Source organism: Rugosimonospora acidiphila, assembly GCF_039543385.1.
In the GTDB taxonomy this organism is placed as follows: domain Bacteria; phylum Actinomycetota; class Actinomycetes; order Mycobacteriales; family Micromonosporaceae; genus Rugosimonospora; species Rugosimonospora acidiphila.
Genome location: NZ_BAABJQ010000021.1, coordinates 72,941 through 98,090, shown reverse-complemented (window position 1 = coordinate 98,090; position 25,150 = coordinate 72,941). Strand labels below are relative to the sequence as shown.

The following is a 25,150-nucleotide window of genomic DNA, read 5'->3' as shown; positions in this document are numbered from 1 at the left end:
CGTCTCGATCCGGGCTCACGTCTCGATCCGGGCTCGCGTCCCGGTCAGAGCCTCGCGTCCCGGTCAGAGCCTCGCGTCCCGGTCAGGGCTTCCTGCCGACCGCGCCGAAGATCGACGCCTCCAGCGGCGCGGGGCGCTCGGTGGCGTCCGGGTCGGGCCGCCACTCGCTGACCGGGACGATGCCGGGTTCGAGCAGATCGAGCCCGGAGAAGAACTCGGCGAACTCGGCCCGCTCCCGCGGGTACACGTCGGACTGGCCGTTGCGCAGCGTGGCATCCCAGTTGGCCGCCAGTTCCGGGGTGAGGAAGTCCTTGGTGGCGCAGGACATGGTCAGGTAGCTGCCGGACGGCAGTGCCCCCAGTAGGGTCGCCACGATGTCACGCGCGGTCGCCTGGTCGGGCAGGAAGTGCACGATCGCTACCAGCATGAGGGCGACCGGCTGGTCGAGGTCGACGGTGTCCACCAGATCCGGATGGGACAGAATCCGTTCCGGGTTGCGCAGGTCCTGCTCAAGGTACCGGGTGCGCCCCTGCGGCGTGCTGTGCAGCAGGGCTCGGGCGTGCGTCATCACCATCGGGTCGTTGTCCACATACACCACCCGGCTGTCCGGGAGGATGCGCTGCGCGACCTCGTGGGTGTTGTCGGCGGTCGGCAGCCCGGTGCCGATGTCCAGGAACTGGCGGATGCCCACCTCGGCGGCGAGGTAGCGCACGGCGCGCTGGAGGAAGGCGCGGTTGGCGCGGGCCGCGGTCCGGGCCGCGGGGTAGGACTTCGCCAGCAGGTCCCCGGACTCCCGGTCCGCGGCGAAGTTGTCCTTGCCGCCGAGCCAGTAGTTGTACCGCCTGGCCGGATGCGCGACCTCGGTGTCCAGACCGTCACTCATCGCCATCTCCTCCGCTCGGATGCCGCCATCGTAGGTGATGACCGAGGAGGACTCCACAAAGGACATTCGATGGCCCCGGCCGGGGTCAGCGCACGACGGGGTCAGCGCACTTCGCGGGTCAGCCCACTTCGCGGGTCAGCGCACTTCGCGGGTCAGCGCACGAGGAGGGTGAGGCCGTCCCTCGGCGGGATCAGCTCGCCGACGACCGGGTACCCGGGGACCTCACCGGCGACCAGGAGCCCGCCGGAGGTCTGCGCGTCGGCCAGCAGTAACAGCTCACCCTCGCCGGCCGGGCCTGCGTCCAGCCAGGGCCGTACCCAGTCCAGGTTGCGCCGGGTGCCGCCGCTGACGTACCCGGCGGCCAGGGCGTCACGGGCCGCGTCGAGGTACGGCACGGCGGCCGCGTCGAGGACGGCCGTCACGCCGCTGGCGCGCGCCAGCTTGTGCAGGTGGCCGAGCAGCCCGAAGCCGGTCACGTCGGTGGCACAGGTGGCTCCGGCCAGCAGCGCGGCGGCGCCCGCGTCCCGGTTGAGCGTGGTCATCGCATCGACCGCCTGCGGGAACTGCTCGCCGGTCGCCTTGTGCCGGCTGTTCAGTACGCCGATGCCGAGCGGCTTGGTGAGGGTCAGCGGCAGGCCCGGACGGCCGGCGTCGTTGCGCAGCAGCCGTCGCGGATCGGCGAGGCCGGTCACCGCCATGCCGTACTTGGGCTCCGGGTCGTCGACGCTGTGCCCGCCGCCGAGGTGGCAGCCCGCCTCCCGCGCCACGTCGAGGCCACCGCGCAGTACCTGGGCCGCGAGGTCGAGCGGCAACACCTCCCGGGGCCACGCGAGGAGGTTGACCGCCACCAGCGGCGTGCCGCCCATGGCGTACACGTCGGAGAGCGCGTTGGCGGCGGCGATGCGTCCCCAGTCGTAGGCGTCGTCGACCACGGGCGTGAAGAAGTCGGCGGTGGTCAGGATCGCGGTGCCGTCCGCGATGCGCACGGCGGCGGCGTCGTCCCCGCCGTCCAGCCCGACGAGCAGTTCGCCGAGGCCGTCCGGCGGTCGATCACCGACGAGGCCGGCGACCATCGCCTCCAGTTCGCCGGGCGGGATCTTGCAGGCGCAGCCGCCGCCGTGCGCGTACTGGGTCAGCCGAGGCCGGGTCATAATGTCGGTAACATCCCCCACGCACCAGATGTTACCTAATCGGACGGTCCGTGAGGGTAGGGTGCTTGCGGAGGCGTTCGGGTGGCTGGTGCCCTCCACGGTCTTCAAAACCGATGTGACCCGGCATCCGGGTCAGGCGGGTTCGATTCCCGTCCGCCTCCGCAAACGGCATAGCAGCACCCGGGGAGGTCAGGGTGGACTCGCGCCGGCGCGTACCGCGCACCGATACCGTCCTCGCCGACGCGCGGCTGGCCACGGCCGCCGAGACGCTGGGCCGGACGCGGGTGAAGGCGGTGATCAACGCCGCCCAGGAGCGGGCCCGCCAGGGCGAGATCAGGCCGGAGGACGTCACGGACGCCGCGCTGGCCGCCCTGTCGAAGGGGCCCACGAGCCTACGTAGCGTGATCAACGCTACCGGCGTCGTGCTGCACACCAACCTCGGCCGCGCGGCGCTGTCCCCGGCCGCGGTGGACGCGCTGGTCTCGGCCGCCGGGCACACCGACGTCGAGCTGGACCTCGCCACCGGCCGGCGGGCCCGCCGCGGGCGCGGCACGCTGGAGGCGCTGGCCGCTGCCGTACCCGGGGCGGCGGCCGTGCAGGTCGTCAACAACGGCGCGGCGGCGCTCGTCCTCGCCGCCACGGCGCTGGCCGCCGGCCGCGAGATCGTCGTCAGCCGGGGCGAGCTGGTGGAGATCGGAGACGGGTTCCGGCTGCCGGACCTGCTGTCCTCGACCGGCGCCCGGCTACGCGAGGTCGGCACGACCAACCGGACCTCGCTGGCCGACTACGCGGCGGCAGTCGGCCCCGGTACCGGCTTCGTGCTCAAGGTTCATCCGTCCAACTTCGTCATCCGCGGCTTCACCGCGGCCGTCGAGGTCGCCGAGCTGGCCACGCTGGGCGCGCCGGTGATCGTGGACATCGGCTCCGGCCTGCTGGCCGCCGACCCACTGCTGCCCGACGAGCCGGACGCCACCTCGGCGCTGCGGGCCGGGGCGGCGCTGGTCACAGCCAGCGGCGACAAGCTGCTCGGCGGCCCGCAGGCCGGTCTCCTGCTCGGCGACGCCGAGCTGGTGGAGCGGCTGCGCCGGCACCCCCTGGCCCGCGCGCTGCGGGTCGACAAGCTCACCCTCGCCGCTCTCGAGGCCACGCTGCGGGGACCACACTCCCCCACCTGGGCCGCCCTGCGCGCCGACCCGGCCGACCTGCGGGTGCGGGTGAAGGAGTTGTGCCGGGTACTGGGCGGCACCCACGTACTGGGTGACTCCGACGCGCGGGTCGTCCCCTCGGTGGCCGTGGTGGGCGGCGGCGGTGCGCCGGGGCTCGAACTCGAATCCTGGGCGCTGTCGCTGCCCGAGCGCCTGAGCGCCCCGCTGCGCGCCGGAGATCCTCCGGTGGTGGGCCGCGTCGAGCGTGGCCGGTTACTGCTCGACCTGCGATGCGTACCGCCCGAGCTGGACACCGCGCTGGCTTGCGCGGTGAGGCGGGCGGCCACGTGCACGTGATCGCGACCGCCGGTCACGTCGATCATGGCAAGTCCACGCTGATCCGGGCGCTGACCGGGATGGAGCCCGACCGGTGGGCCGAGGAGCGGCGGCGCGGCATGACCATCGACCTCGGCTTCGCCTGGACCACCCTCGCCTCGGGCGAGGAGGTCGCCTTCGTGGACGTGCCGGGCCACGAGCGGTTCGTACCCAACATGCTGGCCGGCGTCGGGCCGGTGCCGGCGGCGCTGTTCGTGGTGGCGGCCGACGAGGGCTGGATGCCGCAGTCGGCCGAGCACCTCGCCGCGCTCGACGCCCTCGGGGTGGGGCACGGGCTGCTGGTGGTCACGCGCTGCGACCTGCTCGACCCGGCGATGGCGGCGGCGCAGGCGCGGGACCGGCTCGCCGCGACCTCCCTGCGGGCGGTGGAGACCGTCGCGGTCAGCGCGGCCACCGGCACCGGCCTGGACGACCTGCGGGCGGCCCTGCGCCGGCTGGTCGCGCGGCTGCCGACGCCCGACCTGTCGGCGCCGGTACGGCTGTGGGTCGACCGATCGTTCACCATCCGGGGCAGCGGAACGGTGGTCACCGGTACGCTCGGCGCCGGCCGGTTGCGCCCCGGAGACGCGCTGGAACTCGCCGGCACCGGCCGGCCGGTGCGGGTACGGGGCCTGCAGGCGCTCGGCGCACCGGCGACGGAGGTGGCCGCCGTCGCCCGGGTCGCGGTCAACCTGCGCGGCGTCGACCGGGCCGACGTACGCCGGGGGGACGCGCTGGTCACGCCGGGCCGGTTCCACCTGACCGACCTCGTGGACGTGCGGGTGTCCGGCGATCCGGTGTCCGCGCTGCCGCCCGAGGTCACTCTCCACCTCGGCTCGGCCGCGGTCACCGCGCGGGTACGGCCCCTGGGCGCGGACACCGCCCGGCTCCGGTTGGTGGCGGCTCTGCCCCTGCGGGTCGGCGACCGCGCGCTGCTGCGCGATCCGGGCCGCCGTCACGTGGCCGCCGCGGCGGCGGTCCTCGACGTGGCCCCGCCCCCGCTGCGCCGGCGGGGTTCGGCCTCCGCCCGCGCCGCCGTACTGTCCACTATGGACGGGATGCCGTCCGAGCGCGACGAGCTACGCCGGCGGGGGCTGGCCCGCCGGGGAGACCTCGAGCGGATGGGGATCGCCGTGTCCGCCGCTCCGGTGGTCGCGGACTGGCTGGCCGATCCGGAGCACTGGGCCGCGCTGCGCGAGCGCCTCGCCGAGGAGGTCGCCCGCCACGCCCGGGCACATCCGCTCGAGGCCGGCGCGCCGGTCGAGGCGCTGCGGCACGCGCTGGGGCTGCCCGACCGCGTGCTGATCGACGCGCTCGTCTCGCCGCCGCTGGCCGCCCGCGACGGCCGGGTCGAGGCCGCCGACCGGGACGGCGCGCTGCCGTTGCCGGTGGCTCAGGCGGTGGAGCGGGTCCGTGCGGATCTCGCCAAGGAGCCCTTCCGCGCCCCGGACGCGAGTCGGCTCGCCGCGCTCGGCCTGGGGCCGCGCGAGTTGGCCGCAGCGGTGCGCGCCGATGCCCTGCTGCCCATCGCGGAGGGCATCGTGCTGCTGCCGAACGCGCCGCGGGAGGCGATGACGGTACTTGCTCGCCTGCCGCAACCGTTCACGCTCAGCGACGCCCGGCAGGCGCTGGGCACCACCCGACGGGTCGCCGTGCCGCTGCTGGAACTGCTGGACCGCCGCGGCTGCACGCAGCGCCTGCCCGACGGCCGCCGGAGCATCGGGCTCGGTCCCGACGCGGCGCGCGGCGGCCCGCCTCAGGGGGCCGCCGCACGCCGCGTCGCCGGGTGAGTCCCGGGTTCCCGCTGTCGTCCCGGCCGTGTCAGGGCGCCTCTATGCCAGCGCTAGGTCGGCGAATGGTCACCGGCTGCCGCTTGCTCCAGGCGTTGACGCTGCGGCGTCACCGTGTATTTAGGATCCTTCGCCGAGGCCACTCCGCCGTCGAAGATGCCGAAGCGGGTCAGCGCCGCCGCGGCGATCAGCGCGGCACCGGACAGCGCGGAGACGAGCCGGTTGCGCCGGCCGAGCACGGCTCCCGCCGCACCGGCCACGCTGAGGGCGCGCGCGGCCCGCAGCCGGCGCCCGGCACGCCCCTGCGTGTAGGGCTCGCTGACCAGACCCATCCCGGTCTCGATTCGGTGCGACGCGGCCACCTCCATCGCGGCGCCGATCACGGCGAGCCGGCGGGCGGGACCGCTCTGTGACAGCGGCGCCGCGAGCAGGCCCACCCCGGAGGCGCTGGCCAGTGCGCTGCCCGCGAACACGAACGGCAGTTGCGGGTACGCCTCGTGCCAGGACGGCACGGCGGTGTCGGCGAGCAGTACGGCCGTGTAGGTGGCGAGCGCCGGCGCCACCCCGGCGGCCAGGTAGCCCGAGGCCGTACCGGCGACCGGCAGCGCGCGACCGGCCAGCCCGAGCACGCCGTGCCGGGGCAGCAACGGCGCCGCCTCGGCCACCGCGGCCAGCCCCGCGGCCGGGCCGAACACAGCCAGGATCCAGGTGCCCACCGACATCGGCGAGGTCGGCTTGGCCACCCGCAGCATGTGGTGGAAGCGCTTCGGGCGCCCGAGGTCGTGAATCAGGAAGTACGTGCTGGCGCCGACGGCGGCCAGGGAGGCCAACCGGGTCGCGCGGCGCATGGCCGGCCGTCCGGTCAGGTCGGCGCCGGCGGCGAGGATCGACGAGCCGGCCGCGAGGCCGCCGGTGAAGAGGTAGGCCGGGATGTCGTGCCGCCACACCGGCGCCTTGAGGATCGGCCGGCCGTAGTAGGAGCGCAGTCCCCTGTCCGCCACGTCGGGCCGCGCCCCGGCGGCTTCCGGGGTTGCGGCGTTGGTTGCCTCGGCGGTCACGCCGACCGCCCGACGAAGGCCACCGCGGCCGCGGCGAGCATGGTGAGCGCGGCAAACCCGGCCCGCTTCCACATGTCCGGCAGGTCCCGCGTGGTCACCACCGGGTCCGGCGGCAGGCCGTACACCTCGGGCTCGTCCAGGAGCAGGAAGAAGGCGCCGTCACCGCCGACACCGTCGTTCGGGTCGTGCCCGTACAGCCGCGCGGTCGTCTGGCCCGCCGCCCGCAGGTCGGCCACCCGGCCCTCGGCGCGCTCACGCAGTTCGTCGAGCGGGCCGTACTGGATGGACTGGGTGGGGCACGCCTGGGCACAGGCCGGGGTGAGGCCGTCGCCGATCCGGTCGTAGCACAGCGTGCACTTCCACGCCCGGCCGTCGCCCTTGCGCTGGTCGATCACGCCGTACGGGCACGCCGGGATGCAGTACCCGCAGCCGTTGCAGATGTCCTGCTGCACCACGACGGTGCCGAACTCGGTGCGGAACAGCGCCCCGGTCGGGCAGACGTCGAGGCAGGCGGCGTGGGTGCAGTGCTTGCAGACGTCGGACATCATCAGCCAGCGCAGGTCCTTGCGGTCCTCCCGCCCCTGTTGCCTACCGGGCAGCCCGGACGTGGGCATGCCCAGCATCGCGGGTCCAGCGGCCATCCGCGCCGCGGACTCGGGTTCCCCGCCGGGATCCGCGCCGGGAATGGTGCCGGTGTCGATGGCGGTGGTCGCTGCGAGGGCCGCGGTCGCCGGTTCGCTCGACGGGCCGGTCGGCGTGTCGCGGAAGGGCGGCGACTGCCGCTGCCCGGCCGGGATCGGCTGCTCAATGAAGGCCACATGCCGCCACGAGTTCGCGGTCAGCGCCCCGGTGTTGTCGAACGACATGCCCAGCAGGGACAGCCCGTGGTCGGGGACGAGGTTCCACTCCTTGCACGCCACCTCGCACGCCTTGCAGCCGATGCAGATGCTCGTGTCGGTGAAGAATCCCATCCGGGCGGGGGCGTCCGCGTACCCGGCGTCGAGCGCCGGGTCGAGCGGGCCGTAGAGGCTGTTTTCACCCACCATCGCTGCTCTCACCCACCATCGCTATGATGCTCCCGATCCAGCGCGTCCGTGGTGATAATCGGCGGGTAGTGGTCGCCGGTGAGCCCCGCCAGGCGGCGGTACTCGGCCACGTAGTCCGCCAGCTCCGGGCCGGTCGGCCGCCGGCCCGGCCTGATGTCGCAGGTTCCGACCTTGCTCTCCTGGATCAGCACGTTGGGGTCGAGGGTGATGCCGAACAGGTCGTTGGCCGAGTCGCCGGTGGCCAGGCCCTCGCCGCCCCAGTGGTAGGGCAGCCAGATCTGGTGGATCACGCGGTCCTCGACCACCAACGGGGTGAGCCGGTCGGTGACCAGCACGCGCGCCTCGATCGCGGCCCGGGCGGTTATCACGTGCGCGAAGTCCAGGTGGGTCAGGCCGCGCTCGGCCGCGAGTTCCGGCGATACCTCGACGAACATCTCCGGTTGCAGTTCGGCCAGGTACTTGACCGTGCGGCTCATGCCGCCGGCGGTGTGGTGCTCGGTGAGCCGGCTGACGCTGAACACGTACGGGAAGACGTCGCTGTGCGGCTCGGGTGGGCTCGGGTTGGTCGGGTTGTCGGGCCGCTGGTACGTCTTGCGGGTGGGGTTGGCCTGCTGGCCGTACAGCGGGTTGCGCACGGGTGACTCGACCGGCTCGTAGTGCGTGGGCATCGGCCCATCGATCAGGCCGACGGGCACGTACAGCCAGCCCTTCCCGTCGCCCTGCAGGATGAACGGGTCGTCACCGGCGAGCGCCTCGACACCCGTCGCCTCCGGCGGCGGCCGGTACGACGGCGGCTTGTTCTTTTCGAAGTCGGGCACGTCGACGCCGGTCCACTCGCCCTTCTCGGCGTCCCACCACACGTACGCCTTGCGCTCGCTCCACGGCCGCCCCTCGGGGTCGGCGGAGGCGCGGTTGTACATGATGCGGCGGTTGGCCGGCCACGCCCAGCCCCACTCGGGCGCCACCCAGCTCTGCTCCCGGCCGGGCTTGCGCCGCGCCGCCTGGTTGACGCCGTCCGCGTAGACGCCGCAGTAGATCCAGCAGCCGCCCACGGTCGAGCCGTCGTCGCGCAGCTGGTTGAAGGTGGACAGCGGGCGCCGGGTGGCGACGTCGTACCCGTTGATTTCGAACAGCACCGCCTCGGCGCTCGGCTCGTCCTGCGGCCCGTGCATGGGGTAATCCCACGCCAGGTCGAGCACGGCGCGGTCGCGCGGTAGTTTCGAGGCGGCCAGCTTCCGCCGGATGATGCGGCCCAGGTGGTAGAAGAACCACAGCTCGGAGCGGCAGTCGCCCGGCGGGTCGAGGGCCTTCTCACGCCACTGCAGCATCCGTTGGGTCTGGGTGAACGTGCCCTCCTTCTCCACGTGGGACGCGGCCGGCAGGAAGAACACCTCGGTGCGGCACTCCTCGGGCGTGATCTCGCCCGACTCGACCTCCGGGCCGCGCTTCCAGAACGTGGCGCTCTCGATCATGAACAGGTCGCGGACGACCAGCCAGTCGAGGTTGGCCATGCCCAGCCGCTGCGCCCTACCGTGCGCCGAGCCGACGGCGGGGTTCTGCCCGAGCAGGAAGTACCCCTTAATCTTGCCGTCGATCATGTTGAGCACCTGCCGGTAGGTGCCGTGGTCGCCGGTCATCCGGGGCAGGTAGTCGTAGCAGAAGTCGTTGTCGGGCGTGGCCGCGTCGCCCCAGTACGCCTTGAGCAGGCTGACGCCGTACGCGCTCGCGTTGCCCCAGAACCCCTTCTGCGTGGGGTGCCGGATGCCCCCTATCCACTCATCGAAGGTGGTGTGCTTCACCTGCGGCATCGGCAGGTACCCGGGCAGCAGGTTGAACAGCGTCGGGACGTCGGTGGACCCCTGGATGCTCGCGTGGCCCCGCAGCGCCAGGATCCCGCCGCCCGGCCGCCCCATGTTGCCCAGCAGGAGTTGAATGATCGCGCCGGTGCGGATGTACTGCACGCCGACGCTGTGCTGCGTCCAGCCGACCGAGTAGATCAGCGCCGAAGTGCGCTCCCGGCCGGAATTCTGCGTCCACGCGCGGGCCACGTCCTCGAACATCTCCACCGGCACGCCGCAGGTCCGCGCGACCATCTCCGGGGTGTAGCGCGCATAGTGCCGCTTGAGGATCTGGTAGACGCAGCGGGGATGCTGCAACGTCTCGTCACGTCCGGACAGGGCGCGCACCGGCTTCCCGTGCGACTCGTGCTGAAGCGCCCCGGCGGTCTCCCGCTCGGCCGTGGTGTCGAACCTGGCGCCGTCGCCCTCCTGCCCCGCGTACTGCCAGCTACGAGGGTTGTAGGTGCCGGTCGTCGGGTCGTAGCCGGAGAACAGGCCGTCGAGGTCCTCGGTGTCGCGGAAATCCTCGCTGACAATGGTGGACGCGTTGGTGTAGGCCAGCACGTACTCCCGGAAATCCAGCTCGTTCTCCAGGATGTAGCGGACGATCCCGCCCAGGAACGCGATGTCGCTGCCGGCGCGGATCGGCACGTACGTGTCGGCCAGGGCGCTGGTACGGGTGAACCGCGGGTCGACGTGGATGACCCGCGCCCCGCGTAGCTTCGCCTCCATGACCCACTGGAACCCCACCGGGTGCGCCTCGGCCATGTTGGAGCCCTGGATGATGATGCAGTCGGCGTTGGCCATGTCCTGCTGGAAGGTGGTGGCGCCACCCCGACCGAAACTGGTTCCCAGACCGGGAACGGTGGAGGAGTGTCAAATACGCGCCTGGTTCTCGATCTGCAGCGCGCCCAGGGCGGTGAACAACTTCTTGATGAGGTAGTTCTCCTCGTTGTCCAGCGTCGCCCCGCCCAGGCTGGAGATGCCGAGGGTGCGGTGCAGCGGCCGGCCCTCGTCGTCGACGTCCTCCCAGGTCGCTCCCCGCGCCGCGATGATCCGGTCGGCGATCATGTCCATCGCCGTCTCGAGTTCGAGGTCCTCCCAGTCTGTGCTGTAGGGACGGCGGTAACGGACCTTCGTCTGCCGCAGTTCGCTGGTCACCAGGTTCTTGCTCGCCGAGCCCTTCGGGCACAGCCGGCCACGCGAGATGGGGCTGTCCGGGTCGCCCTCGATCTGGCTGACCCGCCCATCCTTGACATACACGCGCTGACCGCAGCCCACGGCACAGAACGGGCAGACGGAACGGGCCATCGAGTCGGCCGTCCCGGTGCGCGCGGCGAGCTGCGCCGAGCGCGGCGACATGGCGGCGGCCCCGCGACCCAACGGGTCGGTCCCGGTCAGCTGCCGGTAGACCGGCCACTCCCGGAGCCAGGTGCGCACGCCCATAAATCAATGCGTACCACGTCGCATACCACCCAAAGAAGCGATCCCCGGTATCTCCTCCAGTTGAGCGGGCCGTCAGCGCGCCCGGGGCGTTGCCGCGCCTCCCCTCCCGACATGAACGTGTTTCACCGTTCCGCTTATGGGCATCAGCCGGATCGGGACTACCAGAACCGGGTGAGCGCCCACCGGAGCTACCAGCCGGTCCATATCGCCAGCAGCGTCAGAACCCGAGGGAAACCATGGCCTTCAAGACACCCGATCAGATCGCGACGGCGGCGGTGAACGCCGGTGTCGCCAAGACGAAGCTCAGTCCCGACCGGATGTTCGCCGGTGGGATCCTGGCCGGCGCCTACATCGCCTTCGCCGGGTTGGTTGCCGTCGTCGTCACCGCGGGTATGCCGGTCAGTATCTGGGGCAACCTGTCCACCCTGTTCCTCGGCGCGGTCTTCGCGACGGGTCTGATCCTCGTCATCATCGCCGGCTCCGAACTGATCACCGGCAACATGGCGCTGCTGCCGCTGGCACTGACCTCGGGCCGGGCGTCGGCCGGGCGGGCCCTGATGAGCGTGGTACTGGTGACCGCCGGCAACCTCGTCGGCTCGCTGCTGGTGGCGTACCTGCTCGCCGTGAAGACCGGCGTCATCGGCGACGCGCACTCGGCGGCGGGCTCCGCGGGCGCACTGACCTTCGCCAAACTGGCCACCGTCGCCAAGGGCAAGGCGGTGACCGAAACCAGCGTGGCCATCTTCCTGCGCGCCATCGGCTGCAACTGGCTGGTCTGCCTCGCCGTCTGGATGGCGTACGCCGCGGAGGACATCGCCGGGAAGATCCTCGCCATCTTCTTCCCCATCATGGCGTTCGTCGCGATGGGCTTCGACCACGTGGTCGCCAACATGTTCTTCATACCGGCCGCGATGTTCGCGGGGGTCGGCGGGATCAGCTTCGTGAATCTCGTGCGCAACCTCGGCCTCGCCTTCGCCGGGAACCTGGTGGGCGGCGCGTTCTTCGTAGCCTGCTTCTACTGGTTCATCTACCTACGCGGCCAGGCGCGACCGATGTCGCCGGACGGCATCCAGGAGACGCCGACCCCAGATCCGCGCAGCAAGGGCGGTCAGGAAGCGGCGGGCCCCCGCTGACCGCCGGTCGGCTCACCGACACCCACGCTCAACGACGCGCACGCTCAACGACACAGCGCACCGATCGACAGAGCACCCATCGACGCATTGCTCCCCGGCTTCGGCCGGGGAGCAATGTGTGTCGGCTCCGAGGGCCGGCGGCGACGGTCGTGATGCGCGCGGCCGGTAGGCGGCGCTCAGCGATCCGTGGTGTGGCCAACGTCCTGTGTGTCGGCGATACGCGCATCAGGGATATCAGGGATATCAGGCGGGAGGTACGCCCGCGCGCGGTTCTGGTCTACGGTCGTGCCCAGGAATCCGCCGGACTGCCGCGTCCACAACTGCGCGTAGAGCCCACGTCGTCGCACGAGTTCAGCGTGAGTACCGCGCTCGACGATCCGGCCGGCGTCGAGGACCACAATTCGGTCCATGTGGGCGATGGTGGAGAGCCGGTGGGCGATCGCGATCACGGTACGGCCGGTCATCACCTCGCCGAGCGTGTCGTGGATGGCGCCCTCCGCCTCGGAGTCGAGCGCGGAGGTGGCCTCGTCCATGACCAGAATCGGCGCGTTCCGGTAGAACGCGCGGGCTAGCGCGATCCGCTGCCGTTGGCCGCCGGACAGGCGCACGCCGCGCTCGCCGACCTGTGCGTCCAGTCCGGTCCGGCCGTCCGCATCCCTGAGCGTGGCGACGAATCCGTCGGCGGACGCGCGGCGCAACGCCGCCTCGATCTGCGCGTCGTCGGCGCCACCTGGGCCGGCGATGTTCTCTCGGATCGAGCGGTGCAGCAGGGTGGCGTCCTGGGCGACCATGGAGATCTGGGCGCGGAGGCTCTCCTGGGTCACGTCCGTAATGTCGGTACCATCGATGCTGATCGTGCCGGACTCCGCGTCATGGAACCGCAGCAGCAGGCCGACCAGCGTGGACTTTCCCGCGCCCGACCGGCCCACGATGCCGACCCGCTCGCCCGCGGCGACGTCGAGGCTCAGGTGGTCGAGCCCCCCTTCGCCGCGGCCGTAGTGGTGACTGACCTCCGAGAAACTGATGGCTCCGCCCCGTACCCCAAGAGGGGATGCCCCGGGTTTGTCCGCAACCGCGAGTGGTTGCGCGACCGTTCGCAGTGCCCGCCGGAGCGCGCCGACCGATCCGAACAGTGCCGACACGGCATCCAGCAGCCACTCCCCCATCGAGGTGATCCGGAAACTGAGGGCCAGCGCGGCCGCGACAAGCCCCAGGGGTGTGGCTTCGGTACGCCAGAGCACAATCCCGTATCCGACCAGCCCGACGAGCAGCGCGCTGCCGAGCGCCATCATGGTGCTGTTGACTGTCACCTCGATCCGTTGCAGGTTCAGATGTGCGCGTCTAGCCACCGCGAACAACCGACGATCGTGTTCGACGCGGGTGCTCTGGCCGCCGAGCAACGCGAGCGTGTCGACGTTGGCGTACGAGTCGACCAGCAGGCCGGTCAGCGCGGACTCCGCATCCTGCAGACGCTCCGAGGCTCGCCGGTAGCGGGGCACCGCCCACCGCATGAGCAGCGCGTACGCCACAATCCAGGCGCCCAACGGAAGCAGCAGGCGCACATCGATCGCGGACATCACCCATACCGAGCCAGCGATGTAGACAATCACGAAAACCAGCGTGTGAACAACGACGTATGCGGCGGTGCTGGCGGCATCGCCGCCGTCGCGGACCCAGGTAGCGATGCGCCCGGCCAGATCGTCGCGAAACCAGCCAACGGACTGCCGGGAGACGTGCCGGTGCGCCCGCCAGCGGGCGAGCGAGCGAGCATTGGCACGGAACGCGATGTCGTCCAACGCCTCGCTGACGAGGTTGATCAGTGGCCTGATCAGAAGCACGAAACCGGCGACGGTGAGCAGCTCGGGGGCGCGTTCGGGCCAGAACGTGTCCGGGCTTCCGGCGGCGAGCGTGTCGACCAGACGTCCGGTGTATCCGATGAGCCAGACCTCGATCGCGGCGCACATGATCGTGGTGGCAATGGCTGCCGCTACGACCAGTCGAAGGGGCCGCAGTTCTTCCAGGAGGAACCGCCGGACACTGGCGCCCGGGGTGCGGTCGTCGCCGTTGGGGAATGGGTTAACAGGGCTTTCGAACAGACCTAACACGAAGTGCCTTTCCGGCAGTGGAGAACAAGGGACCAGGGAAACTGCCGGACGTCCTCATGATCGATCCCCTCTTCGTGGTCAGCTGTTTCGTGCTCCTCCGCGGGAGCCTAGGCCATGGCCTTCGGGTCCGCTTCCCATTTGCGGCCGTACGAAACGCTGGCATCCATTGACCAAACCGCAGTCCGCGCCCCACACCGCGCGTGGACCGCCGCCCGTCGCCGTAATAGGGTCGTCGGACATGACGGTGACACAGCCTGATCCGCCGCTCACCGCGGACGAACTCGTGAGTACGGGTGGGGAACGCGAGGTGCTGGAGGCGTTTCTGGACCTGTACCGCGGGGTGGTCACGCGCAAGCTGATGGGTGTGTCCGCCGAGCAGGCGCGCTTACGGCTCGTACCCTCCTTGACCACTCTCGCCGGGTTGGTCAAGCACCTCGCGGCCGTAGAGCGGGAATGGTTTCAGCTCGTGCTGGCTCAACGCTCGGCTGACGAGATCGGCGGGGTACCGCGAGACGACGGTTGGACCGTCGGCACGGAGGAGACCGTTGAGGACCTCGTCGCGGAGTACGAGCGAGCATGCGCACAGTCTCGGCAGGTCGCGGCGGGCTTCGCGTTGGAGGATTCGGTACCCCATCCTCGATTGGGTCGGGTTTCGCTGCGTTGGATCTACGCTCACCTGATCGAGGAGACCGCACGGCATGCCGGGCACGCCGATGTCCTTCGGGAGCAGACCGACGGCGCGACCGGGTTCGATGGCTGACGGCACCCTACCGGCCGTTTGGGACGCGGCGCTCGCTCAGCGGCGGACGTCGGCCGGGCCCGACGTGAGCGGCAGCCCGGCCTCCTGCCACGCCTCGACCCCACCGATCAGGTCGGTGGCGCGCCACAGCCCGATCGACCGGAGGCTCTCCGCCGCCAGGCCGGAGCTGTACCCCTGCCGGCAGATGACCACTACCTCCACGTCGTGGTCGACGGCCTCCGGTATGCGGGCGTCGCTGGTCGGATCCAGCCGCCATTCCAGTACCGTACGGTCGATCACGATGGCCCCGGGGACCTCGCCCTGCTCGAGTCGCTGCGTCTCGGTACGCGTGTCAATGATCAGCGCACCCCTGCGCCCCGCCTCCACGGTCTCCCGCGGCGTCATCCGGCGCGTGCCGGCGCGCGCCTTGGCGAGAACCTGATCGATCCCCGGCCCCCGCATGCGTTCCACGCCACCAGTTTCGGGGACGGGAAGCCCGTTCGCGCCGCATCTGTCCGGAACCACCTCAGGGGCGTACCACCTCAGAGGCATACCACCGACGCGGTGCTTCCCCGACCGTGGTTCCCCGGCGGTGCTTCCCCGGCGGTCGTTCCCCGGCGGTGGTCGACGGACGACCACCGCCGGGGTCCGGTCCGGCCGAACAATCAGACCCGGCGGATCCAGAACGTGAGGCCCAGGTCCGCGTCCTCGTGCGCCTCGGACTCCCAGGACGGCTCGCCCGGCCCGAAGCTCGTCGCCAGCACCTCGTCGGCGACCAGAGCCCGGTGCTCGTCCAGCGCCGCGGCCGTCTCCTCCCGGGTCGCCACGTATCGCAGCTCGATGCGGTCGGAGACCTCGAGGCCGCTGGACTTGCGGGCCTCCTGGATCAGCCGGACCGCCTCCCGGGCCTGGCCGGCCCGGCGCAGCTCCGGGGTGAGGTGCAGGTCCAGCGCCAGGGTGGCGCCGCCCTCCGAGGCGACCGCCCAGCCCTCGCGCGGCGTCTCGGTGATGATCACCTCGTCCGTGGCGAGGGCGACCGGCTCGCCGCCCACGGTCACCGTGGCCGTGCCGGCGGCGAGTTCCCGCTTGAGCGCGGCGGCATCCGCGGCGGCGATGGCCTTGGCGACATCCTGCACGGTCTTGCCGAAACGCTTGCCCAGCAGGCGGAAGTTGGCCTTCGCGGTCGTGTCGACCAGCGAGTCCTCCGACGCCGTGACCGGCAGGACCTCGGCCACGTTGAGCTCGGCCGCGATTTCGGCGATCAGCTCTGGACCGAGGGCGTCGAATCCCTGCGCCGAGGCGAGCGAGCGGGCCAGCGGCTGGCGCGTCTTGACCCCGGACTCGGCGCGGGCGGTGCGGCCCAGCTCGACCAGCCGCCGGGCCAGCGCCATGCGCTCGCCCAGCCCCGGCTCGATCAGGCCCTCGTCGACCTCCGGGTAGGCGGCGAGGTGCACCGACGGCGCGGCGGTCGGGTCCACCGCGGCCACCAGGTCCTGCCAGACCCGCTCGGTGATGAACGGGGTGATCGGCGCGAGCAGCAGCGTCACCGTCCGCAGGGCCTCGTGCAGGGTGGCCAGGGCGGCCGGGTCGCCGCGCCAGAAACGGCGGCGGCTGCGGCGCACGTACCAGTTGGACAGGTCGTCGACGAAGGCGGCGAGCAGCTTGCCGGTCTCCTGGGTGTCGAACGCCGCCATCGCCTCGTCCACCCGGCGCACCAGGAGGTTGAGCTCGGAGAGCACCCAGCGGTCGAGCACCGGACGGTCGGCCGGCGCCGGGTCCGCCTCCGACGGGGCCCAGTCGGCGGTACGCCCGTAGAGCGCCTGGAACGCGACGGTGTTCCAGTAGGTCAGCAGGGTCTTGCGAACCACTTCCTGCAGCGTGGCGTGGCCGACCCGGCGGGCCGACCAGGGTGAGCCCGCCGCCGCCATGTACCAGCGGACCGCGTCGGCGCCGTGCTGTTCCAGCAGCGGGATCGGCTCCAGGATGTTGCCCAGGTGCTTGGACATCTTGCGGCCGTCCTCGGCCAGGATGTGCCCGAGGCAGACCACGTTCTCGTACGCGGACCGGTCGAAGACCAGCGTGCCCACCGCCATGAGGGTGTAGAACCAGCCCCGGGTCTGGTCGATGGCCTCGCAGATGAACTGGGCCGGGTACCTGTGCTCGAACAGCTCCTTGTTCCGGTGCGGGTACCCGAACTGGGCGAACGGCATCGAACCCGAGTCGTACCAGGCATCGATGACCTCCGGCACCCGGGTGGCCGTCGCGCCGCACTGGCAGGTCAGCGTGACGTCGTCGACGAACGGGCGGTGCGGGTCGAGGTTCGACAGGTCCTGCCCGGCCAGCTCGCTCAGCTCGGCGAGCGAGCCGACACAGGTCAGGTGGCCCTCCGGGCAGCGCCAGATGGGCAGCGGCGTGCCCCAGTACCGGGCCCGCGACAGCGCCCAGTCGACGTTGTTGGTCAACCAGTCGCCGTACCGGCCGTGCTTGATGGTCTCGGGCTGCCAGTTGGTCCGCTCGTTCTCGCGCAGCAGCTGGTCGCGTACCGCAGTGGTGCGCACGTACCAGGACGGCTGCGCGTAGTAGATCAGGGCTGTGTGACAGCGCCAGCAGTGCGGGTAGCTGTGCTCGTACGGCTGCTCCCGGAACAGCAGGCCCCGGGCCTGCAGGTCGATCACCAGCGGCGCATTGGCGGTCCGGAAGAACATCCCGCCGACCAGCGGAACGTCCGGCTCGAACGTGCCGTCCCGGCGCACGGGGTTGACCATCGGCAGCCCGTACGCGCGGCAGCTGGCCAGGTCGTCCGCGCCGAACGCGGGCGACTGGTGCACCAGGCCGGTGCCGCTGTCGGTGGTCACGTAGGTGGCCAGGATGACGAAGTGCGCGTCCGGCACCTCGACCAGGTCGAACGGGCGCCGGTACGTCCAGCGCTCCAGTTCCTTGCCGGTAAAGCTGCGCCCGGTGCGGGTCCAGCCCGGCAGCACCTGGTCCATCAGCGGCTCGGCGATGACCAGCTGCTCGGTGCCGTCGGTGGCCACCACGTAGGTGACCTCCGGATGCACCGCGACCGCCGTGTTGGACACCAGCGTCCACGGGGTGGTCGTCCACACCAGCAGCGCGGCCTGGCCGGCCAGCGGCCCCGAGGTCAGCGGGAACCGCACGAAGACCGACGGGTCGATGTCGGTTTCGTACCCCTGGGCCAACTCGTGGTCCGACAGCGCGGTCTGGTCCCGGGGGCACCACGGCGCCACCCGGAAGTCCTCGACCAGCAGGCCCTTGTCGAAGATCTGCTTGAGCGACCACCAGACCGACTCGACGTACTCCGGGTCCATGGTCCGGTACGCGTCGTCCATGTCGACCCAGTAGCCCATGCGCCTGGTCAGCTCGGCGAACGCGTCGGTGTGCCGGGTCACCGACTCCCGGCACCTGGCGTTGAACTCGGCGATGCCGTACGCCTCGATGTCCTGCTTGCCGGTGAAGCCGAGCTCCTTCTCGACGGCCAGCTCGACCGGCAGCCCGTGGCAGTCCCAGCCCGCCTTGCGCGGAACGTGAAAGCCCTTCATGGTCTTGTAGCGGGGAAAGACATCCTTGAAGACGCGCGCCTCGATGTGGTGGGTGCCGGGCATGCCGTTGGCGGTCGGCGGCCCCTCGTAGAAGATCCAGTCGGGGCGGCCCTCGGTCTGCTCCAGGCTGCGCGTGAAGACGCTGTTGGCCTGCCAGAAGTGCAGCACCTCGTGGTCGAGGGCGGGCAGGTCGACCTGCGCGGGCACGGATCTGTACATCGGGTAGTTCCTCCGTCAGGCTCATTCACCAACGGAGGGACGAGGCCGCAGCCCCGCGGTACCACCCTCCTTGGCCGCGCACGATCCACGGCCCGCTCATTCCAACACTGCCGGTTCTACTCGGCCCGAGGGCCTTTCTTCCGGCGGCTCTGGGGTGATCTTCCCACCGCGCACGCTCCCGGGCTCACACCGTCCCCGGGTCGCTACCAGCTGCGTTCGGCGGTACTCGTCCCCATCAACGCCTCGCGGACAGCAATGCTACAGCAGAGCGCCGGCCGGCCGGCCGCCGCCGCCAGCCGGCCCGCCACCGCCAACCGGCCCGCCACCGCCAACCAGCACCCGACGCCAGCCGGCACCCGACGCGCTAGGCGTCCGACCAGCCGGCGGTGTTGCGGCCGGATTCCCGGGAGATGCCGGAGTCGGTCTCCGGCCAGTCGCCGAACCGCTCATCGTGCAGGTGCGTGAAGAGGTAACACATTCTCTCGCACTCGGCATCGACGATCGCCATGGCCGGGGTGGCGCTCACGGCCTCGTAGAACTCGCGACCCATCGCCACGATGAAGCCCCGGCAGTACAGGAATCCGTCGTCCGATCCGTCGGTCACGTCGTGGACATCGGACCGGTCGATGTCATAGAGCTTGCGCTCAGCCACCCGGTCCAGGTCGGTCAGCTCCTGGCTGGACAGCTCCGCGGCCAGGGCCAGAAGGTTGCCCAGGAACGGATCGAGCCACTTGTCGATGGCGTACGCGTCCTCGTCGTCCGCCGCCGGATCGCGCTCGATCAGGGCCCGGCGCAGTGCCGCGGGCTCGGCGCCGAGCCGCTCCCAGGCGGACTCGATCAGCGCCCAGAACCGGGCCTCTTCCGCCGCGGTCGGAAGTCTTCCCGCACCGCCAGTGGTCGTCGTCACCGGGGCAGCTTAGCGGTCGGACACCGTCGCCACCCGATGCGTTCAGATCATGATCGGAGGCCGCTCGGCTGGGGCGAATCCCACCGGGATTTCGCTTATCAACCCAGTTGCCTGGGTCGGCGCGGCCGGCAATCATGAGCAGATGACCTGGAGCGCCCCGCAGCTCGAACGCCGACCCGAGCCCGTCATCGCCGACGAGCGGGCCATGGTGCAGGGCTGGCTCGACTGGCATCGCGACACGTTGCTGCACAAATGCGCGGGCCTGACGGCCGAGCAGCTGAAGCGGGCCAGCACCGAGCCGTCCAACCTCACCCTGCTCGGCCTGGTCCGGCACATGGCCGACGTGGAGCGCTCCTGGTTCCGCAGGAGAGTCGCGGGTGAGGACGTCGACGGCATCTACATCGGCCCCGGCAACGACGACGGCGACTTCGACGACGTGGCCGGCGCGGACGCCGAGGCCGACTTCGCCACGTTCCGGGCGGAGGTGGCGGCCTGCGACGCGGCGGTGGCCGGCCGCTCGCTGGACGACACGTTCGTCCACCCGCGCAGCCAGAAGGAGATCAGCGTCCGCTGGGTGTACCTCCACATGATCGAGGAGTACGCCCGGCACAACGGCCACGCCGACCTGATCCGGGAGCGGATCGACGGCGTGACCGGCGACTGATCCCGCCAGCCCGACCGATCCCGTCAGCCCGAGTTCCACCCGCCGGGTCACACCAGGGGTTCGCCCCCGTCGACGCTCAGTGAGACGCCGGTCATGAAGGTGTTGGTCAGCGCGAAGACGACGGCCTCGGCGATGTCCTCGCCGCGCCCGATGCGGCGTACCGGGTTGCCGGCCTCGCGCGCGGCGAACAGCTCCGCCTTGCGCTGCTCTCCGAGGCCGTCATAGGCCCCGGTGTCGATGGTGCCGGGCGAGATGGCGTTGACCCGGATGGGTGCCAGCTCGACCGCGAGGCTCCGGGTGAGCGCGTCCACGGCCGCGTTGGTCGCGCCGACGGCCAGCATGCCTGCGGTGGGCTTGCGGGCCGACGAGCCGGAGAAGAAGACGAACGAGCCGCCCTCCGGCATGCGTGGCGCGAAGTGCTTGGCCAGGAGCATGGGCCCGACAACCTTGACGTTGAAGGACATCAGCACCGTGTCGTGGTTCAGGTCGCCCACGGCGCCACGGGCCCGGGCCGACGCGGTCGAGACCACGTGGTCGAGGCGACCGAGCCGCTCGGCGAGCGCGGTGATGCTGGACTCGTCGGTGACGTCGACCCGTTCGGCCCGGACATCCTGGCCGCCGTAGGCCGCCGCGAGGGCCGCCGGGTCGCGGCCTGCCACGACGACGGTGCCGCCGGCCCGCCGGACGGCCAGCGTGACGGCGCGGGCGATGCCGGTGGCGCGACCGACAACCAGGACGGTGCGATCGTCGAGAGAGGTGGACATGGATGTTCTCATCGCCTTCGGTTCGATCATGAGCCGGCCACCAATTTTCTAACCTTCATGGCTCCGCTCGGTGGTTAGACTCAAGCATGCCACCATGTAACCCGTCAAGCTTCTTTTGGAGGTTAGGGTCGCGTGATCATCGAGACTGACGAGACACTGCTGCTCGACCTGCTGAACACCACGCCCGTCATCGACGGCGCGCCGCGCGACGACCTCGCCGACGTACGCGCCGGACGGGCCTGGCTCGCCGACCACGGCCAGCCGGCCACCGAGGACGAGTGGCGCGCCCTGCTCGACGCGCGCTCGGCTCTGCAGGACATCGTCCGAGGCGACGGCGCCCCGGCCTCGGCCGCGCGTTTCATCGAGGGGGTGAGCTACCGACCGTCGCTCATCGACGACGGCCTCACCTGGGACCTTGAGGTTCCGCGGGGCCGGTCGGCGGCGGCCGCGGCCGTGCTCGCCTGGGACGCGGTGCGCGCGTCAAGCCCCGGTCGCCTGCGCCCGTGCGCCAACCCGGAGTGCCGACTGTTCCTGATCGACCACAGCAAGGCGAACAGCGCCCGCTGGTGCTCGATGGCGATCTGCGGCAACCGGATGAAGGCCCGGCGCCACTACCAGCGTGCCCGCCAGGTCCGCGCGGACTGAGCGGGGCGGCACGCCACGCCGACCCCGCGCCGTGCGCTGGCCGTCAGAGCCCCTGGCCGATCTCCACGAGGTACCCGTCGGGGTCGCGCAGGTAGCAGCGGATCTCCGTGCCGTGGTCCTTCGGTTCGGTGAGGAAGTCCGCGCCGCGAGCCTTCCACTCCTGGTAGAGCTTCCTGATGTCGGTGACCCGGACGTTCATCGCACAGCTCAACGTGTTCGAGTCGGTCGGCGCCTTGGCCTGCACCGTGGGCTTGTCATCCGTGGGGCCGCCCTCGACATTGATGATGATGTAGCTGTTCAGGAACTTCATGATCAAGGGATTTTCCTCGTGCACACAGGTGGCCCCGAACACCCGCTCGTAATACTCCCGCGACCGGGCCGTGTCACGAACGATCAGCAGGGTCGCGAGGAACATCCCGTCCTCGGGCTTGAAATAGTCAGGTGCCGGGTTCGCCAGGGCCATGTCCACCCCCATGATCGACTGCCCAAACGGCTGGGACGCCGACGGCATTCCCGATCGTGTCCGGCCGAAACCTCGCACGGCTCACCGCGTTTTCGGCCCGCGGCGGTCACATGAAAGACCACGCGACCGCCGCCCGAGCGCCCGGCTGGCGCGGCCACACAAACGGACGCCCGGCTGGCGCGGCCTGGGAAAACGGGCGGCCGGGGCCCGGAAGACGCCCGGACGGGGTGGACGGGGCGGTGGCGCCGTCAGGCGCCGGCGGCGTCCAGCCGGGCCAGCTGATCCTCGGTGAGCTTGATGTCCAGCGCGGGCAACGCCGCCTGGTACTGCTCGAAGGTGCGCGGGCCGACGAGCGGTAGCGCGCCGGGCTCCCGCTGGTGCAGCAGCCAGGCGAGCACCAGCTGGTTGCCCGTCACGCCGAGCTCGCCGGCCAGCCGCGCGACCGCCGCCAGTCGAGCATCGGCATCCGGACCCACGTACGGATCCATCGCCCAGTGCCCCACCCGCTTGGCCGGATCGTCGTAGATGCCCTTGAGGATGGGCGAGTATGCCACGAGCGTCAGCTCCGGATTCGCCCGCAGATAGTCGAGCTGCTCATCGTCCACAATGGAGCCATGCGCCAGCCCGGCCCGGCGGCGCAGGTACGAGTGCTGCTGCTGCACCGCGACCGGCGCCGGCCAGCCGTGCCGCTCGCACAGCTGCCGGATCCGCTCCAGCCGCCAGGTGCGCACGTTGGACCAGCCGAGGTAACGGACCTTGCCCGCCTCGACTATCTCCGCGAGCGCCCGCAGGGTCTCCTCCAGCGGGGTGGCCCGGTCGTCCACGTGCACGTAGTACAGGTCCACGTGGTCGGTGCCCAACCGGCGCAGGCTCTCGTCGATCCCCCGCCGGATGGTCCGCGCGCCGGCCCCCTCGTACCGCACCCGGCCCCAGTCGGCCCGGCCGTGCGCGTCGAAGACCGGAGCCTCGACCATCCCGCCGACCTTGGTCGCCAGGAACACCCGGTCTCGCCGGCCGCCGCCCTGGGCGAACCAGCGCCCCAGCAGCGTCTCGCTCTCCGCACCGGTCGCGTCGGGGCTCGGCCACCAGGCGTAGCAGTTGGCGGTGTCCAGGAAGGCGCCGCCGGCGTCCAGGTAGTGGTCCAGCATCCGGTACGAGGTCGCCTCGTCGGTCGAGGTGCCCATCAGCATGCAGCCGAGGGCGAGTTGGCTCACCTGCTCGCCGGTGCGTCCCAGTTCCACGGTCCTCATGCCGACGACGGTACGCATTCGAGTGGGCTCGAAGTCAATCGATAGGATCGGGGCCCAACCGGGATGAGGGAGGCCGGCATGGTCGCCGTGGTGTTCGGGGCCCGAGGCGGCGTCGGGCGGCACGTCGTGACCGGGCTGCTCGCCGCCGGGGTGCGGGTGCGCGCGACCAGCAGGTTCCCCGATCCGGCGGGCCTGCCGGCCGGTACCCCCGTCGTGGCGGCGGACCTGGAGCGCCCCGAGACCCTGCCCGACGCGCTTCGGGGCGCCGAGACGGCCTTCATCTACGCCAGGCCGCTGGGCATCGAGGGGTTCGTCGCCGCGGCCGAGTCCGCCGGGGTGCGGCACGTGGTGCTGCTGTCGTCCGGCGCGGTCGTGCACCCCGGTTCGCAGGACAGTCCGATCGCCCGGCAGCACCGCGCCGTCGAGGTCGCCCTGGAGCGCTCCGGGCTGGCCTGGACCTTCCTGCGCGGGGGAATGTTCGCCAGCAACGTGGGGTGGTGGTGGCGGGATTCGATCCGGGCGCGGGTCGCGGTGCGGCTGCCGTACCCGGACGCGCAGACCGCCCCGGTGCACGAACGGGACCTCGCGGCGCTCGCCGTGGCCGCGCTGACCGGACCGGGGCACGCGCGGCGGGCGTACACCGTCCACGGACCGGAGTCGCTCACCCTGCGCCGTCAGGTCGAGCACCTCGGGGACGCCATCGGCCGGGAGGTCAGGGTCGAGGTCGTCTCCCCCGACGAGGCGCGTGCCTCGCTGGGCAGGATCGTGCCGCCGGCCGCCGTCGATGCCACCCTGGGCCTGTGGGAGGCCGGCACCCGGGCACCGGCCGAGGTCTCCACGGTGGTCGAGGAGATCACCGGCCGCCCGGGGTACGACTTCGCCCAGTGGGCGCGCGACCACGCGGAGGACTTCCGGTAGCCCGCGCGCGTTACCGGGGTGGGACGAGGGCGTCGTGGAGGTTGCGCGCGGCCAGCAGCGAGGAGCGCACCTCCTGGAGCAGTTCGGTGGTGCTCAGTGGCCGGCCCCACTCCCGCGTCGCGAGGTCGTCGAAGCCGACCGTCTCGATGCCGCAGCCGTAGCGCATGCCGAGCAGGCGGATCGCGTCACAGTGCTGGTACCGCACGTACGGGTCGTTGGTGACCAGCAGCACGCGGTCGGCCGCGGTCGGGGCGCTCACGTACTCGGCCCAGCCGATGAGGGTGTCGGCGGTGTTCGCCCGCTGCGGTGGCCGGGTCGACGGGGCGGCCAGCACGTGGACCTCCGCCACGCCCGGGCGCGGATCGGCCCAGACGCGATGCCACCAGCCGTCCCCCCCACGCTCGGAGGTCGGTCGCGCGAGGTCCATGGCCCGGCACAGGCCCACCGACATCATGTCGGCCTCGGTCTCGATCGGGCCCAGGCCCAGCCGCACGCTCTCCCGGTGCTCCCGGTCGTGTCGCCAGCGCAGGCTGGCCAGCCCGGCCAGGGTTCGCGCGCGCAGGCCCTTCGCGAGCAGCCGGGCCGTGTAGTCGGTGCGGCCGAGGGTCACCCGGATGCCGCCGCCGAGCACGATGATGTGGTCGTAGCTCTCGCGAACGGGGCGGTCGGACCCGCCGAGCCCGAGCACGGAGATCAGCAGACGCAGCCGGGCGTCCACGTCGCCCTCGTAGTCGACGCGTTCGGTGTCGAACCGTTCCTTCACCCCGCCGCGAAAGTCCCACACCCGTGAAAACTCCGCCAGCCGCGCCAGCACCGACCCGATCGGGCCGTCCGGCACCTCGCCACCGAAGTGCACGACCAGTTCGGCCAGCTCCGGCGACGTCACCCATTCGCCGATCGAGGCCACCACCCCCGCCGGGTCGGGTCCACCGGGCTCGCACGGCGGCAGCGCGAAGGGTATGACCATTACACCAACGCCTCCTCGTCGCGGCCCGGAACCAGCAGCCTACAAGACGGTGCCCGGCTGGCCACCGACCGCCGCCAACCGGCG

The 25,150-nt window shown here is 71.5% G+C and carries 20 protein-coding genes and 1 tRNA gene; 8 read left to right on the top strand and 13 right to left on the bottom strand.

Annotated features, from left to right (window positions below):
- Positions 1-82 precede the first annotated feature (82 nt).
- Both ABEA87_RS29310 and selD read right to left on the bottom strand, forming a co-directional pair.
- Positions 83-883: an SAM-dependent methyltransferase gene (locus ABEA87_RS29310; protein ID WP_345635056.1), complete on the bottom strand. Its 801-nt coding sequence runs from the start codon at positions 881-883 to the stop codon at positions 83-85.
- Between the two features lie 152 nt (positions 884-1,035).
- Positions 1,036-2,034: a selenide, water dikinase SelD gene (selD, locus tag ABEA87_RS29305; RefSeq protein WP_345635154.1), complete on the bottom strand. Its 999-nt coding sequence runs from the start codon at positions 2,032-2,034 to the stop codon at positions 1,036-1,038.
- A gap of 69 nt (positions 2,035-2,103) precedes the next feature.
- Here selD and ABEA87_RS29300 point away from each other — a divergent pair.
- The 3 genes from ABEA87_RS29300 (at position 2,104) to selB (ending at position 5,344) form a co-directional block, all read left to right on the top strand.
- Positions 2,104-2,196, top strand: a tRNA-Sec gene (locus ABEA87_RS29300).
- A 32-nt stretch (positions 2,197-2,228) separates the two neighbouring features.
- Positions 2,229-3,536 (top strand): L-seryl-tRNA(Sec) selenium transferase, encoded by a 1,308-nt coding sequence (gene selA, locus ABEA87_RS29295; RefSeq protein WP_345635055.1) that lies wholly within the window; start codon positions 2,229-2,231, stop codon positions 3,534-3,536.
- Entirely contained in the window at positions 3,527-5,344 is a 1,818-nt protein-coding gene (gene selB / locus ABEA87_RS29290; protein WP_345635153.1) for a selenocysteine-specific translation elongation factor, read from the top strand. Before selA ends, selB begins: the two co-directional genes overlap by 10 nt.
- A 53-nt stretch (positions 5,345-5,397) precedes the next feature.
- Here selB and nrfD read toward each other — a convergent pair whose 3' ends face one another.
- From nrfD to fdh, 3 genes are read right to left on the bottom strand one after another with little or no spacing between them, the layout of a single operon-like run.
- Positions 5,398-6,402 (bottom strand): NrfD/PsrC family molybdoenzyme membrane anchor subunit, encoded by a 1,005-nt coding sequence (nrfD, locus tag ABEA87_RS29285; protein WP_425570975.1) that lies wholly within the window; start codon positions 6,400-6,402, stop codon positions 5,398-5,400.
- Positions 6,399-7,448, bottom strand: a complete 1,050-nt coding sequence (locus tag ABEA87_RS29280) for a 4Fe-4S dicluster domain-containing protein (protein WP_345635053.1) — start codon at positions 7,446-7,448, stop codon at positions 6,399-6,401. The genes nrfD and ABEA87_RS29280 overlap by 4 nt, the downstream gene beginning before the upstream one ends.
- 8 nt (positions 7,449-7,456) lie before the next feature.
- On the bottom strand, positions 7,457-10,732 hold the full coding sequence (gene fdh, locus ABEA87_RS29275) for a formate dehydrogenase (RefSeq protein WP_345635051.1): 3,276 nt from the start codon (positions 10,730-10,732) through the stop codon (positions 7,457-7,459).
- A gap of 236 nt (positions 10,733-10,968) precedes the next feature.
- On the opposite strand from fdh, the gene ABEA87_RS29270 reads away from it, so the two are divergent.
- A complete protein-coding gene (locus ABEA87_RS29270; RefSeq protein WP_345635049.1) occupies positions 10,969-11,865 on the top strand; it encodes a formate/nitrite transporter family protein in 897 nt (298 codons plus the stop codon).
- A gap of 176 nt (positions 11,866-12,041) precedes the next feature.
- On the opposite strand, the gene ABEA87_RS29265 is transcribed toward ABEA87_RS29270, so the two are convergent.
- Positions 12,042-13,970 (bottom strand): ABC transporter ATP-binding protein, encoded by a 1,929-nt coding sequence (locus ABEA87_RS29265; protein WP_345635047.1) that lies wholly within the window; start codon positions 13,968-13,970, stop codon positions 12,042-12,044.
- A 238-nt stretch (positions 13,971-14,208) separates the two neighbouring features.
- On the opposite strand from ABEA87_RS29265, the gene ABEA87_RS29260 reads away from it, so the two are divergent.
- Entirely contained in the window at positions 14,209-14,730 is a 522-nt protein-coding gene (locus ABEA87_RS29260; protein WP_345635045.1) for a DinB family protein, read from the top strand.
- A 36-nt stretch (positions 14,731-14,766) separates the two neighbouring features.
- Here the strand turns inward: ABEA87_RS29260 and ABEA87_RS29255 are convergent, their stop codons facing one another.
- The 3 genes from ABEA87_RS29255 to ABEA87_RS29245 form a co-directional block, all read right to left on the bottom strand.
- Positions 14,767-15,171, bottom strand: coding sequence for a rhodanese-like domain-containing protein (locus ABEA87_RS29255; protein WP_345635149.1), 405 nt, complete (start codon positions 15,169-15,171; stop codon positions 14,767-14,769).
- Positions 15,172-15,374: 203 nt separating this feature from the next.
- Positions 15,375-18,488 (bottom strand): isoleucine--tRNA ligase, encoded by a 3,114-nt coding sequence (gene ileS / locus ABEA87_RS29250; RefSeq protein WP_345635043.1) that lies wholly within the window; start codon positions 18,486-18,488, stop codon positions 15,375-15,377.
- Between the two features lie 364 nt (positions 18,489-18,852).
- On the bottom strand, positions 18,853-19,395 hold the full coding sequence (locus ABEA87_RS29245; RefSeq protein ID WP_345635041.1) for a DUF4240 domain-containing protein: 543 nt from the start codon (positions 19,393-19,395) through the stop codon (positions 18,853-18,855).
- 142 nt (positions 19,396-19,537) lie between these two features.
- Between ABEA87_RS29245 and ABEA87_RS29240 the strand changes: the two genes are divergently transcribed.
- Entirely contained in the window at positions 19,538-20,059 is a 522-nt protein-coding gene (locus ABEA87_RS29240) for a DinB family protein (protein ID WP_345635039.1), read from the top strand.
- 47 nt (positions 20,060-20,106) lie between these two features.
- Here the strand turns inward: ABEA87_RS29240 and ABEA87_RS29235 are convergent, their stop codons facing one another.
- Positions 20,107-20,823 (bottom strand): SDR family oxidoreductase, encoded by a 717-nt coding sequence (locus ABEA87_RS29235; protein ID WP_345635037.1) that lies wholly within the window; start codon positions 20,821-20,823, stop codon positions 20,107-20,109.
- Positions 20,824-20,955: 132 nt separating this feature from the next.
- Here ABEA87_RS29235 and ABEA87_RS29230 point away from each other — a divergent pair, with 132 nt between their 5' ends.
- Positions 20,956-21,468, top strand: a complete 513-nt coding sequence (locus ABEA87_RS29230; protein WP_345635035.1) for a CGNR zinc finger domain-containing protein — start codon at positions 20,956-20,958, stop codon at positions 21,466-21,468.
- 43 nt (positions 21,469-21,511) lie between these two features.
- Here the strand turns inward: ABEA87_RS29230 and ABEA87_RS29225 are convergent, their stop codons facing one another.
- Together ABEA87_RS29225 and ABEA87_RS29220 are read right to left on the bottom strand one after the other, a co-directional pair.
- Positions 21,512-21,979, bottom strand: a complete 468-nt coding sequence (locus tag ABEA87_RS29225; RefSeq protein WP_345635033.1) for a VOC family protein — start codon at positions 21,977-21,979, stop codon at positions 21,512-21,514.
- Between the two features lie 200 nt (positions 21,980-22,179).
- The gene (locus tag ABEA87_RS29220; RefSeq protein WP_345635031.1) at positions 22,180-23,181 is read right to left on the bottom strand and encodes an aldo/keto reductase; all 1,002 of its coding nucleotides are present in this window, start codon (positions 23,179-23,181) and stop codon (positions 22,180-22,182) included.
- A gap of 78 nt (positions 23,182-23,259) precedes the next feature.
- Here ABEA87_RS29220 and ABEA87_RS29215 point away from each other — a divergent pair, with 78 nt between their 5' ends.
- Positions 23,260-24,099: an NAD(P)H-binding protein gene (locus ABEA87_RS29215; protein WP_345635029.1), complete on the top strand. Its 840-nt coding sequence runs from the start codon at positions 23,260-23,262 to the stop codon at positions 24,097-24,099.
- Between the two features lie 10 nt (positions 24,100-24,109).
- On the opposite strand, the gene ABEA87_RS29210 is transcribed toward ABEA87_RS29215, so the two are convergent.
- Positions 24,110-25,066: a hypothetical protein gene (locus ABEA87_RS29210; protein WP_345635027.1), complete on the bottom strand. Its 957-nt coding sequence runs from the start codon at positions 25,064-25,066 to the stop codon at positions 24,110-24,112.
- Positions 25,067-25,150 lie beyond the last annotated feature (84 nt).